Annotated in this window: 19 protein-coding genes and 3 tRNA genes; 20 read left to right on the forward strand and 2 right to left on the reverse strand. The window is 30.8% G+C overall.

What is annotated here, in order from left to right; all coding sequences use genetic code 11:
• Nucleotide 1: 1 nt before the first annotated feature.
• Both ABXT55_RS02665 and ABXT55_RS02670 read left to right on the forward strand, forming a co-directional pair.
• Entirely contained in the window at nucleotides 2–562 is a 561-nt protein-coding gene (locus ABXT55_RS02665; RefSeq protein WP_415285215.1) for a histidine phosphatase family protein, read from the forward strand.
• 38 nt (nucleotides 563–600) lie between these two features.
• Nucleotides 601–747 (forward strand): hypothetical protein, encoded by a 147-nt coding sequence (locus tag ABXT55_RS02670; protein WP_415285216.1) that lies wholly within the window; start codon nucleotides 601–603, stop codon nucleotides 745–747.
• Here ABXT55_RS02670 and ABXT55_RS02675 read toward each other — a convergent pair.
• Both ABXT55_RS02675 and ABXT55_RS02680 read right to left on the reverse strand, forming a co-directional pair.
• On the reverse strand, nucleotides 744–920 hold the full coding sequence (locus ABXT55_RS02675; RefSeq protein WP_415285217.1) for a hypothetical protein: 177 nt from the start codon (nucleotides 918–920) through the stop codon (nucleotides 744–746). The two genes, ABXT55_RS02670 and ABXT55_RS02675, sit on opposite strands and share 4 nt — an antisense overlap.
• On the reverse strand, nucleotides 917–1,165 hold the full coding sequence (locus ABXT55_RS02680) for a DUF1289 domain-containing protein (RefSeq protein ID WP_415285218.1): 249 nt from the start codon (nucleotides 1,163–1,165) through the stop codon (nucleotides 917–919). Before ABXT55_RS02680 ends, ABXT55_RS02675 begins: the two co-directional genes overlap by 4 nt.
• Nucleotides 1,166–1,266: 101 nt before the next feature.
• Between ABXT55_RS02680 and ABXT55_RS02685 the strand changes: the two genes are divergently transcribed.
• From ABXT55_RS02685 to nuoK, 18 genes are all read left to right on the forward strand, one after another.
• Nucleotides 1,267–1,351: transfer RNA gene (locus tag ABXT55_RS02685), tRNA-Leu, on the forward strand.
• A gap of 15 nt (nucleotides 1,352–1,366) precedes the next feature.
• Nucleotides 1,367–2,818, forward strand: a complete 1,452-nt coding sequence (tig, locus tag ABXT55_RS02690) for a trigger factor (protein WP_415285219.1) — start codon at nucleotides 1,367–1,369, stop codon at nucleotides 2,816–2,818.
• Between the two features lie 41 nt (nucleotides 2,819–2,859).
• Nucleotides 2,860–3,471, forward strand: coding sequence for an ATP-dependent Clp endopeptidase proteolytic subunit ClpP (gene clpP / locus ABXT55_RS02695; RefSeq protein WP_415272313.1), 612 nt, complete (start codon nucleotides 2,860–2,862; stop codon nucleotides 3,469–3,471).
• Between the two features lie 91 nt (nucleotides 3,472–3,562).
• Nucleotides 3,563–4,831 carry an ATP-dependent Clp protease ATP-binding subunit ClpX gene (clpX, locus tag ABXT55_RS02700; RefSeq protein ID WP_415285220.1) on the forward strand — a complete coding sequence of 423 codons (1,269 nt, stop codon included), beginning with the start codon at nucleotides 3,563–3,565 and terminating at the stop codon, nucleotides 4,829–4,831.
• 62 nt (nucleotides 4,832–4,893) lie between these two features.
• On the forward strand, nucleotides 4,894–7,275 hold the full coding sequence (gene lon / locus ABXT55_RS02705; protein ID WP_415285221.1) for an endopeptidase La: 2,382 nt from the start codon (nucleotides 4,894–4,896) through the stop codon (nucleotides 7,273–7,275).
• 49 nt (nucleotides 7,276–7,324) lie between these two features.
• Nucleotides 7,325–7,400: transfer RNA gene (locus tag ABXT55_RS02710), tRNA-Val, on the forward strand.
• A gap of 13 nt (nucleotides 7,401–7,413) precedes the next feature.
• Nucleotides 7,414–7,490 (forward strand) — tRNA-Asp (locus tag ABXT55_RS02715).
• Nucleotides 7,491–7,577: 87 nt separating this feature from the next.
• Nucleotides 7,578–7,946, forward strand: coding sequence for an NADH-quinone oxidoreductase subunit A (locus tag ABXT55_RS02720; protein ID WP_168606364.1), 369 nt, complete (start codon nucleotides 7,578–7,580; stop codon nucleotides 7,944–7,946).
• Between the two features lie 11 nt (nucleotides 7,947–7,957).
• The gene (locus ABXT55_RS02725) at nucleotides 7,958–8,479 is read left to right on the forward strand and encodes a NuoB/complex I 20 kDa subunit family protein (RefSeq protein WP_415285222.1); all 522 of its coding nucleotides are present in this window, start codon (nucleotides 7,958–7,960) and stop codon (nucleotides 8,477–8,479) included.
• Nucleotides 8,480–8,484: 5 nt separating this feature from the next.
• Nucleotides 8,485–9,093: an NADH-quinone oxidoreductase subunit C gene (locus tag ABXT55_RS02730; protein ID WP_415285223.1), complete on the forward strand. Its 609-nt coding sequence runs from the start codon at nucleotides 8,485–8,487 to the stop codon at nucleotides 9,091–9,093.
• Nucleotides 9,077–10,252 (forward strand): NADH-quinone oxidoreductase subunit D, encoded by a 1,176-nt coding sequence (locus ABXT55_RS02735; protein WP_415285224.1) that lies wholly within the window; start codon nucleotides 9,077–9,079, stop codon nucleotides 10,250–10,252. The genes ABXT55_RS02730 and ABXT55_RS02735 overlap by 17 nt, the downstream gene beginning before the upstream one ends.
• Nucleotides 10,252–10,860 carry an NADH-quinone oxidoreductase subunit NuoE gene (gene nuoE, locus ABXT55_RS02740; protein WP_415285225.1) on the forward strand — a complete coding sequence of 203 codons (609 nt, stop codon included), beginning with the start codon at nucleotides 10,252–10,254 and terminating at the stop codon, nucleotides 10,858–10,860. Before ABXT55_RS02735 ends, nuoE begins: the two co-directional genes overlap by 1 nt.
• A complete protein-coding gene (gene nuoF, locus ABXT55_RS02745; protein ID WP_415285226.1) occupies nucleotides 10,853–12,184 on the forward strand; it encodes an NADH-quinone oxidoreductase subunit NuoF in 1,332 nt (443 codons plus the stop codon). The genes nuoE and nuoF overlap by 8 nt, the downstream gene beginning before the upstream one ends.
• Nucleotides 12,177–14,216, forward strand: a complete 2,040-nt coding sequence (nuoG, locus tag ABXT55_RS02750; RefSeq protein ID WP_415285227.1) for an NADH-quinone oxidoreductase subunit NuoG — start codon at nucleotides 12,177–12,179, stop codon at nucleotides 14,214–14,216. The genes nuoF and nuoG overlap by 8 nt, the downstream gene beginning before the upstream one ends.
• A gap of 3 nt (nucleotides 14,217–14,219) precedes the next feature.
• Nucleotides 14,220–15,218 carry an NADH-quinone oxidoreductase subunit NuoH gene (gene nuoH / locus ABXT55_RS02755; RefSeq protein ID WP_415285228.1) on the forward strand — a complete coding sequence of 333 codons (999 nt, stop codon included), beginning with the start codon at nucleotides 14,220–14,222 and terminating at the stop codon, nucleotides 15,216–15,218.
• Nucleotides 15,219–15,220: 2 nt separating this feature from the next.
• Nucleotides 15,221–15,706: an NADH-quinone oxidoreductase subunit NuoI gene (gene nuoI, locus ABXT55_RS02760; RefSeq protein WP_415285229.1), complete on the forward strand. Its 486-nt coding sequence runs from the start codon at nucleotides 15,221–15,223 to the stop codon at nucleotides 15,704–15,706.
• Between the two features lie 2 nt (nucleotides 15,707–15,708).
• Nucleotides 15,709–16,341 (forward strand): NADH-quinone oxidoreductase subunit J, encoded by a 633-nt coding sequence (locus ABXT55_RS02765; RefSeq protein WP_415285230.1) that lies wholly within the window; start codon nucleotides 15,709–15,711, stop codon nucleotides 16,339–16,341.
• Nucleotides 16,337–16,645 carry an NADH-quinone oxidoreductase subunit NuoK gene (nuoK, locus tag ABXT55_RS02770; protein WP_415285447.1) on the forward strand — a complete coding sequence of 103 codons (309 nt, stop codon included), beginning with the start codon at nucleotides 16,337–16,339 and terminating at the stop codon, nucleotides 16,643–16,645. Before ABXT55_RS02765 ends, nuoK begins: the two co-directional genes overlap by 5 nt.

Consider the following 16,645-nt stretch of genomic DNA (forward strand, 5'->3'; position numbering starts at 1 on the left):
TATGAGAATAATTAAAATTACTTTACTCTTGCTTATATCTTTCAACGTATCTTTTAAAGTTATTTCAGAAAATGATCTTCAAAATATATTCAGTGATGACGGAAAGATAGTATTTATAAGGCATGCATATGCACCAGGTGGCGGCGATCCTGAAGGATTTGATATATTAAACTGTGCCTCACAACGTAATTTAAATTCTGAAGGTATTGCTCAATCAAAGCGAATAGGTAAGTTTTTCAAAAAAAATAATATAAAAATTGATAAAGTTTTATCTAGTGAATGGTGCAGATGTAAAGAAACATCAAAATATGCTTTTAACAATCATGAAACTAAAAGTTTCTTAAATTCATTTTTTAGTCAAAAGTTTGCTCATAATAAAAATAAGCAGGTAAAAGAACTAAAAGATTATATAATAAACTGGGAAGGAAAAAAAAACCTAATATTAGTAACACATTACGTTGTAATCTCAGAAATTTTAAATGTGTCTACTTCTTCAGGTGAGATTGTAATAACGGATAGAAATTTTAATATCCTAGCTAGTATAAATACAAGTAATAATTAAAACTATATTTCTTTATAATAAAATATAGAATAGGTTTTATGTCATCTAAAAAAGCAATGAAGTTAGCTCAAAAGCAGGCTTTTGCAAAACATCGAAGTAACATTACAAACAGTAAGTTTGGATCAAAAAAAATAGATTTAATTAATAAACTAAATAAGAAAAATAATGTTAATAAAAAATCTTAATTTTTTCTCTCCTGCTTGTCTGCATAAAATAGTGCAATTAAGAAAATAATTGTCCATATAAATATTGAAATAGTTTTTATAAATGATGTTTCTGCACCCCAAACTTTTAAAAAAAAAGCACCAATTAAGACACCAATAATATAGATCAATGTAACTAATGTTGTTTTATTCATTTTATCAAATTTTTTTTATAAAGAGAAATTCCATTTTCAATTTTATGACTATAAGACTCTTTAAAACTTTCTAATTGCCAGCCGACCAGTCTTGATTGGATATTCGTTAGATTAGATTTTTTCCATTCATCTGAGGTTTCTTCCAATTTCCATATCTTTTTTTCTTCATTATTTCTACCACAACCATAACAGTATCCAGTTTGAGGATCTGTTTTACATATGCTTATACAAGGAGAAATAATCATTTTTTTTAAATTATTAGTAAATATAATTGATTATTAATATATTTCATTATTATTGTCATTGGACAAATAGAAACTATCATATATAAAGCCACAAGAATTGTGGGCGAATGGCGGAATTGGTAGACGCGCTGGTCTTAGGAACCAGTATTGAAAGATGTGAAGGTTCGAGTCCTTTTTCGCCTACCAACAAGTTTAAAAATTATGAAAGTTACAGTAGAAAATAAAAAAGGTTTAAATAAAGACATTAAAGTTTTCATAGATAAAAAAACTATGAATTCTTATATGGATGAAAAATACGAAGAAATTAAAAAGACTGTTAACTTAAAAGGTTTCAGACCAGGGAAGGTGCCTAAAGAAGTTTTAAAAAGACAATTTGGTCAAGCAATTTTTAGTGAAGTTCTTGATAAAGTTCTTAAAGATACTTCAGTTAAAGCTTTAGAAGATAATAAAATTAAGCCAGCTGGACAGCCTAAGCTTGATCTTAAAACTTATGGTGAGGATAAAGATCTTGAATATGTAATGTCAGTAACGGAGCTTCCAAAAGTGGAACTAAAATCTGTTGAAAATATTAAATTTGATGAATATTCAGTTAAAATTGACACAAAAGAAACAGATAAAAGAATTAAAGAAATAGCCAAAAGTCAGAATAATTTTAAAGAAGTAGCAGCTGATGTTAAGGCACTAGACGAGAATTTAGTTATTTTTGACTACAAAGCAACAATTGATGGAAAAGATTTTAAGGGTGGTGAAGGAAAAAATACACAATTAATTTTAGGCAAGGACTTATTTATTAAGGGCTTTGACAAACAGCTTGTCGGTGTTAAGAAAAATGATGAAAAATCTGTTGATGTTACTTTGCCTGAAAATTATCCACAAAAAGAATACGCAAATAAGAAAGCTAATTTTATTTGTAAGATTGTAGAAGTAAAAAAATCAGAAGAAGTAAAAATAGATGATGTTTTTGCAAAAAATTTAGGTGCTAAAGACCTTGCTGATTTAAAAGTATTAGTTAGCAAACAAATTAATGATGAATATAAAAATTCCCTAGATAAATTAGCTAAAACTCAAATCTTGAAAGAAATTGAAAATTTTAAGGTGGATGAAATTCCAGAAAACCTAATCGATGATGAGGTTAAGATTTTATCCCAAGGCATGACTGAAGAAGATTCTAAAAAAAGTAGAAAAAACTTTGAAGAAATTGCTAAAAAAAGAATTAAGGTTGGATTAATCCTAAATGAATTTGGTGAACAAAATAAGATCAAAGTAACAGAACAGGAAGTTCAAGCTGAAGTTCAAAAACAACTTAGAATGATGCCTGGCCAAGAAAAGATGGTTATGGAATTTTATAAAAAAAATCCATCAGCATTAGCCAGTTTAAAAGGAACTGTATATGAAGAAAAAATTATTAATCTAATTAAAACTAAAGCGAAACCATCTAAAAAAGAAATTAGCAAAGAAGAAGCAGAAAAAATTTTAAAAGAACATCAAAAACAAGACCATAATCACGAACATGATCACGATCATCCTGAAGAAAAAAAGTCAAAACCTTCTTCATCTAAAAAACCTTCAGCCAAAAAAGCTGCAGAGCCTGCTAAAACTGAAAAAAAACCAAAAACCTCAGCATCTAAAAAACCTTCAGCAAAAAAAAGTTAGTAAAAAGTAATCACAAGTTGTATAAGTAAGAGAATCAACTTATGACAACAAATTTATTAGACCAGATGAATACTTTAGTACCTATGGTTGTTGAACAATCAAATAAAGGTGAGAGAGCTTATGATATTTATTCAAGACTTCTTAAAGAGAGAATTATTTTTTTAGTAGGACCAATAAATGATAACGTCGCATCTTTAGTTACAGCTCAACTTTTGTTTTTAGAGTCCGAAGATCCAAAAAAAGAAATTAATCTATATATTAACAGTCCTGGAGGACTAGTGACTGCAGGTCTTGGAATTTATGATACCATGCAATACATTAAACCAGATGTTTCAACTTTATGTATTGGTCAAGCGGCATCAATGGGTTCATTTTTATTAGCTGCAGGTAAGAAAGGTAAAAGATTTTCTTTACCAAATTCTAGAATTATGGTCCACCAACCTTCGGCTGGTTTTCAAGGACAAGCAACTGATATAGAAATCCATGCTAATGAAGTTATGGATTTAAAGAAAAGACTTAATGAAATTTACTCAAAACATACCGGAAAATCAGTTGACGATGTGAAGAAAGCACTAGAACGTGATAACTTTATGAAGCCAGATACTGCAAAAGAGTTTGGTTTGATTGACGCAGTAGTCGAAAATAGATCTTAACACACAACATATTGACACTCCTTTAAACTGATACTTGATTAATATGAGTCATCTATATTAAAGTATCATAATTGATTCGTTTATAAATTATATGACAACAAATAATAAAAATATTCTTTACTGTTCTTTTTGTGGAAAGAGCCAACATGAAGTTAGAAAACTAATTGCAGGTCCAACGGTATTTATATGTGATGAATGTGTTGAGCTATGCATGGATATCATCAAAGAAGAAAGCAAAGACACATTTGTTAAACATCAAGATGGATTACCACCACCAAAAGAAATTTGTGCTGTATTAGATGATTATGTTATTGGACAACCTCATGCAAAAAAAGTTTTATCAGTTGCTGTTCATAATCATTATAAAAGACTTAATTATGAAAGCAAAACAAGTAAAACAGTTGAACTTTCAAAATCAAATATTCTTTTAGTTGGTCCAACTGGTTGTGGAAAAACTTTATTAGCTCAAACATTAGCAAGAATTCTTGACGTTCCATTTACAATGGCAGATGCAACCACTTTAACAGAAGCAGGTTATGTTGGTGAAGATGTTGAAAATATAATTTTAAAATTATTACAAGCTGCTGATTACAACGTTGAAAAAGCACAACGTGGAATTGTATATATAGATGAAGTTGATAAGATTAGCAGAAAGTCAGAAAACCCTTCTATTACAAGAGATGTATCTGGAGAAGGTGTGCAACAAGCACTATTAAAAATTATGGAAGGGACGGTAGCAAGTGTTCCACCTCAAGGAGGAAGAAAGCACCCACAACAAGAATTTTTACAAGTAGATACTACAAACATTTTGTTTATATGTGGGGGTGCATTCGCTGGCTTAGATAAAATAATATCTCAAAGAGATAAAGGTACATCAATAGGATTTGGTGCAAATGTTAAAAAAACAGATGATAAAAAAACAGGCGAATGGATGAAAACTTTAGAACCTGAAGATTTGTTAAAGTATGGCTTAATCCCAGAATTTATTGGCAGGTTGCCGATGATAGCGACATTAGAAGATCTTGATGAAAAAACTTTAGTTAAAATATTACAAGAACCAAAAAACTCACTAATTAAACAGTACCAAGAATTATTTAAACTAGATGGAGCAAAGTTAAACTTTAAAGAAAATGCGATTAAAGAGATTGCACAAAAAGCAATTAATAAGAAAACTGGGGCTAGAGGCCTTAGATCAATCTTAGAAAATGTTTTATTAAAAACAATGTATGACCTTCCAAGTCAAGATAATGTGGAGGAAGTTATTGTAGATGCTAGTGCGGCCAAAGGCCTATCACAACCAATCATAGTTCATTCAAAAAATAGCAGCAAAACTAAGACTGAAAAAACTTCAGCTGCTTAATTTCACGTTAATAAGTAATAAATAGCTATTGCAATATCATATTTAATATCCATATTTAGAGTATGGATGTTAAAATTGAACGACCTTTATTACCGTTAAGAGATATCGTTGTATTTCCAAATATGGTTATTCCTTTATTTGTAGGTAGAGATAAATCTATAGCTGCTTTAAATGAAGTTATGAAAAAGGACAAAAAAATTGTTCTAGTTACACAAAAAAATTCAGAAATAGATGATCCCAAAAAAACTGATGTTTTTATATATGGTTGTGAAGGTAATATTTTACAATTATTAAAATTACCAGATGGAACAGTAAAAGTGTTGGTTGAAGGAAGCAAAAGAGTTAAAATCTTAGATTTTAAAGATAATGAGAAATTTATCGTTTGTGAATATGCTCATCATCATGATGTGATAACTAAAGATGAAGACCTTGTACCTTTAGCGATGACGGCTTTAAGAAGGTTAGAGAAATTAACTTCTATTAATAAAAAAGTTTCAAGTGAAACAATTAATAATATTAAAAAATTAACTAACGCATCACATATTGCTGATAATATTGCCTCTCACCTAACGGCTACTATTTCAGAGAAACAACAAATTTTTGAAACTATAGATGTTAAGAAAAGACTTAATTCTATAATTAAAATAATGGAGAATGAAACTAGTATTATTGGTGTTGAAAAAAGAATTAGAGGTAGGGTTAAAACTCAAATGGAAAAAACTCAAAGAGAATATTATTTAAACGAGCAACTTAAAGCTATTCAAAAGGAATTAGGCGAAATTGAAGATGGAAAAGATGAGACATCAAGTTTAAATAAATTAATTATTAAAGCAAAAATGCCAAAAGATGTAGAAAAGAAATGTATGGCTGAGCTTAAAAAATTAAAAAATATGAGTCCAATGTCTGCTGAAGCAACTGTTGTCAGAAATTATCTTGATTGGATGACAGATTTACCTTGGTATAAAAAAGACCAGGTTGATATTGATCTTAAAAAAGCGCTTGCAGTTCTTGATGCTGATCATTTTGGTTTAGATAAAGTTAAAGAAAGAATTATTGAATTTTTAGCAGTCCAAAAAAGAATGGAAAAAATTAAAGGACCAATTTTATGCTTAGTTGGTCCTCCAGGTGTTGGCAAAACATCATTAGGAAAATCTATTGCAAAAGCTACTAATAGAGAATTTGTAAGAGTTTCTGTTGGTGGTATGAGAGATGAGGCTGAAATAAGAGGTCATAGAAGAACTTACATTGGCTCTTTACCTGGTAAAATTATTCAAATGATGAAAAAAGCAGGTACAAAAAATCCACTTATACTTCTTGATGAAATAGATAAAATTGGAAATGATTACAGAGGAGATCCATCTTCTGCTTTATTGGAAGCGTTAGATCCAGAACAAAACTCAACTTTTAATGATCACTATTTAGAAGTAGACTATGACCTATCTGATGTGATGTTTGTAACCACAGCTAACACTTTGAATATACTGCCACCATTACTAGATAGAATGGAAGTAATCAGATTGGCAGGTTACACAGAGGATGAAAAAATTAATATTGCAAATAAGTATCTACTTCCTAAACAGATAAAAGATAATGGTGTAATGGAAAATGAAATGACTTTATCTGGTGACATTATTAAAGAAATTATTAGAAGCTATACAAAAGAATCTGGAGTAAGAAATTTAGAAAGAGAAATTTCAAAAGTTGCAAGAAAAGTTGTAAAAAAAGTTGTATCTGGTGAAGAAAAAAAAGTTAATGTTAATTTAAAAAATCTTAATGACTTTCTAGGTATACAAAAATTCAAATTTGGAGAACTTGAGAGCAAAGATAAAATTGGTGTTGTAACTGGCCTAGCTTGGACTGAATATGGAGGAGAAATTCTTAAAATTGAAACCGTAGTTATGCCGGGAAAAGGTAGAATGCAAATTACTGGAAAACTGGGTGATGTAATGCAAGAATCTATTAAAGCAGCAAAATCTTTTATTAGATCTAAAAGTTTAGATTATGGAATTATTCCACCACTATTTGAAAAGAAAGATTTTCATATTCACGTTCCAGAAGGTGCAACACCTAAAGATGGACCGTCAGCTGGTATAGGAATGGTCACATCTATAGTTTCTGCAATTACAAATATTCCTATAAGAAGAGATGTGGCAATGACTGGGGAAGTTACATTAACAGGTCAAGTACTACCAATTGGTGGGTTAAAAGAAAAATTATTAGCAGCACATAGAGCTGGAATAAAACAAGTTTTAATTCCTAAGGAAAATGAAAAAGATCTTATTGATATGCCTAAAAAAATTATAGATGATATAAAAATTACTCCAGTTGAACATGCTGATGAAGTATTAAAAATAGCTTTAACTAAAGAATTAAAAAGAGTTGAGTGGGTTGAGGTTGAGAAAATTTCTCAATCTAATGATAAATCTCAAGCTAGTATTCAATAATTACCAATTTACATTATCTATTCCTTGATGTAATAGTAGCGCTTGTTTTGGGCGGTTAGCTCAGTTGGTAGAGCATCTCGTTTACACCGAGGGGGTCAAAGGTTCGAGTCCTTTACTGCCCACCAAAACAACTAAAGTGGGGGTGTAGCTCAGTTGGTTAGAGCGATCGCCTGTCACGCGATAGGTCGAGGGTTCGAGTCCCTTCACTCCCGCCACTTTTCCTTATTAATTAACATTTATATTATTAAAAATGTGACGTAAGTACTCTTCAACATGAGGTAAAAACTGTTATATAGACTCACATGCTTTCAGAATTTTTAAAAGATTACTTACCAATTATTATATTTTTGATTATTGCTCTTGGTCTGAGTTGTGCTTTTGTTGTTGTAAACTTAATACTATCACCAAAACATCCAGATCCCGAAAAATTATCTGCATACGAATGTGGTTTTGAGCCCTTTGAAGATTCCAGAATGGAATTTGATGTAAGGTTTTATTTAGTGGCAATTCTGTTCATAATATTTGATTTAGAAATTGCTTTCCTTTTTCCCTGGGCAATATCATTGGGTAATATTGGAGGTCTTGGTTTTATTTCAATGATGATCTTTTTGTTTATACTTACAATTGGTTTTATTTATGAATGGAAAAAAGGTGCACTAGATTGGGAATAAAATTTTAAATTATGAATCTAGAAAATAATAATAAAGAAATTCCTGAAGAATTTAAGAAACTCGCTGAAGATTTTAGTAAAAATGGTTTTATAACAACATCCCTTGATAATTTAATAAACTGGTCAAGAGCTGGTTCATTACACTGGATGACTTTTGGTTTAGCTTGTTGTGCTGTTGAAATGATGCAAACAGCAATGCCTAGATATGATCTAGAAAGATTTGGTGCTGCACCAAGAGGTTCACCAAGACAATCTGATGTTATGATTGTAGCTGGAACTTTAACTAATAAGATGGCACCAGCATTAAGAAAAGTTTATGATCAAATGCCTGAACCAAGATATGTTATTTCGATGGGTAGTTGTGCAAATGGTGGTGGCTATTATCACTATTCTTACTCTGTAGTTCGTGGTTGCGATAAAATAGTTCCTGTAGATATTTATGTACCAGGCTGCCCTCCATCTGCTGAAGCATTACTTTATGGGATTATGCAGTTACAAAAAAAAATTAGAAACAAAGGATCTTTTGAAAGATAATTTATATGAAAAATTTAATTGATCTTGAAAAAAAAATAAACTCAGAACTTACAACAAAGATTAAAAAAACTGAGATTAGACATGATCAGCTATACATCAATATTGACAATGAAGATTTGACAGATGTTACGTTATTTATAAAAAGTAATGAAAATACAAAATTTAGACAGTTAATTGACATTACTGTTGTTGATTATCCTGAAAATGCTCAACGTTTTAAAGTTGTTTATTTATTTTTAAGTCATGAATTTAATCAAAGAATTATATTGAGTTATCTAATAAGTGAAAATGAAGTTATACCCTCACTAACACCTATTTATCCTGCTGCAAATTGGATGGAGAGAGAAGTTTTTGATATGTATGGTGTTAAGTTTAAAGACCACCCTGATATGAGAAGAATACTCACTGATTATGGTTTTGAAGGACATCCGTTAAGAAAAGATTTTCCTTTAACTGGTCATACAGAAGTTAGATATAGCGAAGAACAAAAAAAAGTTATTAGTGAACCAGTTAAATTAGAACAAAATTATAGAAATTTTGATTACGAAAGTCCTTGGGAAGGAACCAAATATATTAAAGACCAAACTGATCTTGAAAATGACAAAAAAAATTAAAACATTAAATCTAAATTTTGGACCTCAACACCCTGCAGCTCATGGTGTCTTAAGATTGATTTTAGAATTGGATGGAGAGGTTGTTGAAAAAGCTGATCCACATATCGGATTACTTCACAGAGGAACAGAAAAACTAATAGAAAACAAAACATATATGCAAGCAGTCCCTTACTTTGACAGACTTGATTATGTTGCTCCAATGAATCAAGAACATGCTTTTGCTTTGGCTATAGAAAAAATTTTAAAGATAAATGTTCCGATTAGAGCACAATTAATTAGAGTAATGTTTTGTGAAATAGGAAGAATACTAAGCCATATATTGAATGTTACAACTCAAGCACTTGATGTTGGTGCTTTAACACCATCTCTTTGGGGTTTTGAGGAGCGTGAAACATTAATGACCTTTTATGAAAGAGCATCTGGCTCAAGACTGCATGCCAACTATTTTAGAGCTGGCGGTGTTCATCAAGATTTACCAATGGGTCTTGAAGAAGACATAGGTAAATTTTGTGTGTCATTTCCAAAAATAATAGATGATCTTGAAACATTATTAACTGATAATAGAATATTTAAGCAACGAAACGTTGATATAGGAATTGTAACTAAGGAAGATGCATTAGATTACTCTTTTAGTGGAGTTATGATTAGAGGATCAGGTGTTCCATGGGACCTAAGAAAATCACAACCTTATGACTGTTATGAGCAATTAGAATTTAAAATTCCAGTAGGAAAAAATGGAGATTGTTTTGACAGGTATTTATGTCGAATTGAAGAAATGAGAGAAAGTGTTTCAATAATAAAACAATGTTTAGCTAAAATGACAAAAGGACCAATTAAATCATTAGATGGAAAAATTAGTCCTCCACCTAAAAAAGATATTAAGCAATCCATGGAGGCTTTAATTCATCACTTTAAATTATTTACTGAAGGTTATCGTGTTGATAAAGATGAAATTTATACTGCTGTTGAAGCACCGAAAGGTGAATTTGGTGTTTATTTAATTTCTGATGGAACTAGCAAACCTTATAAATGTAAAATTAGAGCTCCAGGCTTTTCTCATCTACAAGCAATGGATTATTTAATTAAAGGACATATGTTGGCCGATGTACCTGCTGTTTTAGGGTCATTAGACATTGTTTTTGGAGAGGTTGACAGATAATGAGCTTAAGAAAACCTGCAAAAGAACAGCCCGAAAAATTTGAATTTATGGCAGATAGTCTAGCTACTGCAAAAGAAATAGTTTCCAAATATCCTGAGGGAAAACAACAAAGTGCTGTAATGGCATTGTTGTATATTGCCCAAAAACAAAATGATAATTGGATACCACTTGCAGCAATGAAATATATCGGAAAGTTTTTAGATATGCCTTATATAAAAGTCTATGAGGTGGCCACTTTTTATACAATGTATAACCTATCACCAGTTGGAAAACACTTTATTCAAGTTTGTACAACTACGCCATGCATGATCAGAGGAGCTTATAAACTTGTTGAAGCATGCAAAGAAAAAATTTCAGAAAATGAAAGTGAATTATCTATTGATAAATCATGCTCATGGATGGAAGTTGAATGTTTGGGTGCATGCGTTAATGCCCCAATGATGCAAATTAATGATGACTATTATGAAGACCTTGATAAAGAAAAAACTTTAAAAATTTTAGATGAGATACTTGATGGTAAGACGCCAAAGCCAGGATCATATAGAGGAAGAGTTAATAATGAACCTGAAAATAACAGAAAAACACTATTGGATTTAAAAAATGCTTAAAGATAAAGATAGAATATTTCAAAACCTATATAACGACAAAGGTTCAGATGTTGAGTCTTCTAAAAATAGAGGCGACTGGGTAGACACTGCTGAAATAATTAAAAAAGGTCGAGAATGGATTATAGATGAAGTTAAATCATCGGAATTAAGAGGAAGGGGTGGTGCGGGATTTCCTACGGGTCTTAAATGGTCTTTTGCCCCAAAAGAAGTTGGTTCTAGACCTCACTATCTGGTTATAAATGGTGATGAATCTGAACCTGGTACATGTAAGGATCGTGATATTTTAAGGTTTGAACCTCACAAATTGATAGAAGGATGTTTGATTGCTGCTTACGCAGTTCAGGCCCATGTTTGCTATATTTATATACGTGGTGAATATTTTATTGATGGACAAAAACTTCAAAAAGCAATCGATGAAGCTTATGAGAAAAAACTTATAGGAAAAAATGCCTCTGGCACTGGTTGGGACTTAGATATTTATATTCATTATGGAGCAGGTGCTTATATATGTGGTGAAGAAACAGCCCTTCTAGAAAGCATTGAAGGTAAAAAGGGTCAGCCAAGATTAAAACCTCCTTTTCCAGCTTTAATAGGATTATATGGATGTCCAACAATAATTAATAACGTGGAAACTATAGCTGTTGTTCCAACGATTTTGAGAAAAGGTGGTAAATGGTTTGCATCATTAGGAAAAGCAAAAAATACAGGAACTAAAATATTTTGTATATCTGGAAATGTTAATAAACCATGTAACGTTGAAGAGGAAATGAGTATATCTCTTAAAGAGTTAATTGAAGTACATGCTGGTGGAGTAATTGGTGGATGGGATAATTTACAAGCTGTAATACCAGGTGGATCTTCTATGCCTATTATACCAAAAAAAACATGTGAAACTCTAACAATGGATTTTGATTCACTTGTCGCAGAAAAAAGTGGTTTAGGAACCGCAGGTATTGTCGTTATAAATAATGACCAAGATATTATTAAATGTATGGCAAGAATTGCTAGATTTTACAAACATGAAAGTTGTGGACAGTGCACACCGTGCAGAGAAGGTTCTGGATGGATGTGGAGAATGTTAGAAAGAATGGCCAAAGGAGAGGCATCAAAAGATGAAGTTGAAATGCTTGGAGATGTTACAAATCAAATTGCTGGTCATACCATTTGTGCTTTTGGTGAAGGGTCTTCATGGCCTGTTCAAGGTTTATTAAGACATTTTAGAAAAGAAATTGAAAGAAGAAACAATATTGAACCAACAATAAAAAAACTTAATAAAGTTCCTTATTTAGTTGATCAACATTTATTGGATAAAAAAAATGCCTAAATTAAAAGTTAACAATATTGAAGTTGAAGTTGAAGATGGCTTAACAGTCTTACAAGCTTGTGAAAAAGCTGGGGTTGAAATTCCAAGATTTTGTTATCATGAAAAGCTTTCAATTGCTGGAAATTGTAGAATGTGTTTAGTTGAAATAGAAAAATCTCCAAAACCAGTTGCTTCATGTGCAATGCCTGCTGCTGAAGGTATGAATATTAAAACAAATACCGAGTTTGTTGAAAAAGCAAGAAAAGGTGTAATGGAATTTTTGCTTGCAAATCATCCATTAGATTGCCCCGTATGTGATCAAGGTGGTGAATGCGACCTTCAAGATCAATCAATGTTTTATGGTGTGGATAAATCTAGATTTAAAGAAAATAAAAGACAAGTTCCTGAAAAAAACATGGGTCCTTTAATTAAAACTCAAATGACCAGATGCATACATTGCACTAGATGTGTTAGATTTGCTACGGAAGTTGCAGGTGTACCAGAAATAGGCGCTATAGGACGTGGTGAGGATATGCAAATAACAACTTACCTTGAAGAATCAATGCAATCAGAACTATCAGCTAATGTTGTTGATTTGTGTCCAGTTGGAGCTTTAACATCTAAACCATATGTTTTTGAAGCAAGACCTTGGGAATTAAAAAAAACTGAATCTATTGATGTCATGGATGCTATTGGTTCCAATATAAGAGTAGATACATATGGATGGGAAGTAAAAAGAATTTTACCGAGAATAAATGAAGACATTAATGAGGAATGGATTTCTGATAAAACAAGACATGCGTGTGATGGTCTATTAAATCAAAGATTAGATACACCTTACATTAAGTATAATGGTAAATTTGAAAAAGCATCATGGCCTGAAGTTTTTAATATAATTAAATCTAGATTTAAAAATACCGATAAAGAAAAAATTTGTGGATTAACTGGCGATTTAGTGAACATGGAAACACTTTATATATTTAAAGAATTTTTTAATAAAACATTAGGTTCTCAAAATATAGAATCTAGGAATCACCATTCTTATTTAAACCCAGAAAAAAGAGAAAATTATTTATTTAATTCATCAATTAATGGAATTGAAGAGACTGATTTTATTTTTCTTTTAGGAACAAATCCTAGATTTGAAGCAACAATTTTAAATGCCCGAATTAGAAAAGCTTATCTTCAAAATAAAACTAAAATTATTTCTCTAAATGAAATGGGTGACTTAACATTCCCATATCAGTCTTTAGATGGAAATACTGAAACTATTAAAAAAATTATTGAGGGTAAACATGAGGTATCTAATTTAATCAAACAAGCAAAGAGACCTATGGTAATAATGGGTCAATCTGCATTAAAAAGCAAATCATCAAAATATATTTTTGAAGCAATCAAACTATTTTTAGAAGAAAATAATAAAACTTCTACTGATTGGAATGCTTTAAATATTATTTCAGAAAATGCATCCACGGTAGGAGCATTTGATCTTGGTATATATAAAACAAATAATGGTGACAATGAAGTTTTGAAGGATTTGGAAGCCCACAAGTTTGAAATTGTTTATCTTTTAGGTTTAGACACTATCAATTTTGAGAAAAAAGATGAGTTTATTATCTATCAAGGCTCTCATGGAGATAAAGGAGCAGAAATAGCAGACATAATATTACCAGGCGCTGCCTACACTGAACAAAATGGTTATTTTACAAATTTAGAAGGCAAGTTACAAAAAGCTTACAAAGCATCTTATCCACCTGAACTCGCAAAAGAGGATTGGGTAATAATAAATGAACTTGCAGAATCTATGAATCATAGAAAATTATTTAATGATAAAGATGAGTTAGATAGTAGTTTAATTAATCAAATAAACCTACACATTGAAAAAAATAATTCTTTAAGCTCATCAAAAGATAAGGAATTAATTTTTGAAAATGAATTAATTAGAATAGATAATGATTATTATTATTCAAATGTAATAGCCAGAGCTTCAAAAACTATGTCTGAATGTAGAAATTTAAAGATAGATTTAAAATCTACAGGCACAGAAGGTTAACTCATGGATTATCTTAATATAATTTTTCTACAAACTTATAAAATATTATTTTTATTAGTTCCAGTTTTAGTTTCTGTGGCTATGATTGTATGGCTTGATCGTCGTATTTGGGCCTTTGTACAAAAAAGACAGGGACCTAATGTTGTTGGACCCTTTGGTTTGCTTCAATCTTTAGCTGATGCATTAAAATATATTTTTAAAGAAGTTATAATTCCATCAAGTTCAAATAAAGTAATTTTTATATTAGCACCAATTGTTACTATGACTTTGGCTTTAGTTTCGTGGGCTGTTATTCCCTTCAGTGCAACCCAGGTATTGGCAGATATCAATGTCGGCATCCTTTATTTATTTGCAGTTTCGTCTTTAGGTGTTTATGGAATTATTATGGGAGGATGGGCCTCAAATTCAAAATATCCTTTTTTAGGTGCTATTAGATCTGCTGCGCAAATGGTTTCCTATGAAGTATCAATTGGAGTCATTATTATCAACGTTTTACTTTGTGTTGGTTCTTTAAATTTGAACGACATAGTTATGGCTCAGGAAAATTTATGGTTTGTAATTCCATTATTTCCAATGTTTGTTATTTTCTTTATTTCTGCTCTAGCGGAAACAAATAGACCACCATTTGATTTGCCAGAGGCGGAAGCAGAACTTGTTGCAGGTTATCAAACAGAATATTCAGGCATGATGTATGCAATGTTTTGGCTTGGAGAATATGCAAATATTCTTTTGATGTGTGCTATGGGATCTGTACTTTTTTTAGGTGGGTGGTTATCACCTATAGACCTTTATCCATTTAACATAATACCAGGTGTAATTTGGATGATATTTAAAATATTATTCTTATTTGTTTTGTTTGCCTTGGTTAAAGCTATCGTTCCAAGATACAGATATGATCAATTAATGAGACTTGGATGGAAAATATTTTTACCATTGTCATTAACATGGGTAGTTCTTACTGCTAGCTATTTGTTCTACTTCAACTTATTACCAGTGAATTAATTATGAAAATTTCAAGAATATTTAAAACAATTTTTTTATTAGATTTTTTAGGTGGCCTAAACATTGCTATCAAAGAAATATTTAAATCAAAAAAAACAATAAATTATCCCTTTGAAAAAGGAAAAATAAGCCCAAGATTTAGAGGGGAACATGCTTTAAGAAGATACCCTAACGGTGAAGAAAGATGTATTGCATGTAAATTATGTGAAGCTGTTTGTCCTGCTCAAGCAATAACAATTGAGTCTTCAGAAAGAGCCGATGGTAGTAGAAAAACTACAAGATATGACATCGATATGATGAAATGTATTTATTGTGGTCTTTGTGAAGAGTCTTGTCCAGTAGATGCCATTGTTCAAGGACCTAATTTTGAATTTTCAACCGAAACAAGAGAAGAACTTTATTACAATAAAGAAAAATTACTCGACAATGGAGATAGATGGGAAAATATTTTAGCAGCAAATATTAAAGCTGATAACCCTCACAGATAATCATGTTAGCGCACGCTATATTTTTTTATACATTTTCATTTATAGCAATCGTTTCTGCTATAATGGTAACGGTATCTAAAAACACTGTTCATTCTGTTTTCTTTTTAATTTTAGACTTTATAAGCATTTCATGTCTATTTATAATGATTGGTGCTGAATTTTTAGGAATGATCATGTTGATCATTTATGTAGGAGCTGTTGCTGTTTTATTTTTATTTGTAGTCATGATGTTAAATGTTGCCCAACAAAAAAATCAGTGGTTCAGCGCAGAGAAAAGTTCAAAACATATACCCATTGGACTAATAGTTAGTGTGATAATATTTTTTGAATTATTAATAGTAATTGGTGGATGGAAATATAAACCTGATCTTGTCTCGGCTATGTCTTTAATAATTGATAAAGATATAACCAATACTCATTCAATCGGATACGTTTTATATACAGATTATATTCATGTTTTTCAGTTAAGTGGAATGATTTTATTAGTTGCAATGATTGGTGCTATTGTACTTACATTTAGACAAAGAACTGGTGTTAAAAGACAAAGTTATTTTAGCCAGATATCTCGTGAAAGATCTGATGGTGTTGAATTGATTGATGTTGAGAGTAATAAAGGAGTTAAATCTGATGATTAGTATAGGTTTAGGTCATTATCTTACATTAGCAGCAATAATTTTTACTATTGGCGTAGTTGGATTATTTTTAAATAGAAAAAACATCATAGTAATATTAATGAGTATTGAGCTTATTCTTTTAGCGGTAAATATTAATTTAGTCGCTTTCTCTATTTTCTTGAATGATATTACTGGACAAATTTTTACTCTCTTTATATTAACGGTAGCTGCTGCAGAAGCAGCTATAGGTTTAGCAATAATAGTTGTTTACTATCGAAACTCTTCAACAATTAGAGTTGAAGAAATAAATAGTTTGAAGGGATAA

The organism is Candidatus Pelagibacter sp. Uisw_130 (assembly GCF_047722505.1).
GTDB lineage: Bacteria > Pseudomonadota > Alphaproteobacteria > Pelagibacterales > Pelagibacteraceae > Pelagibacter.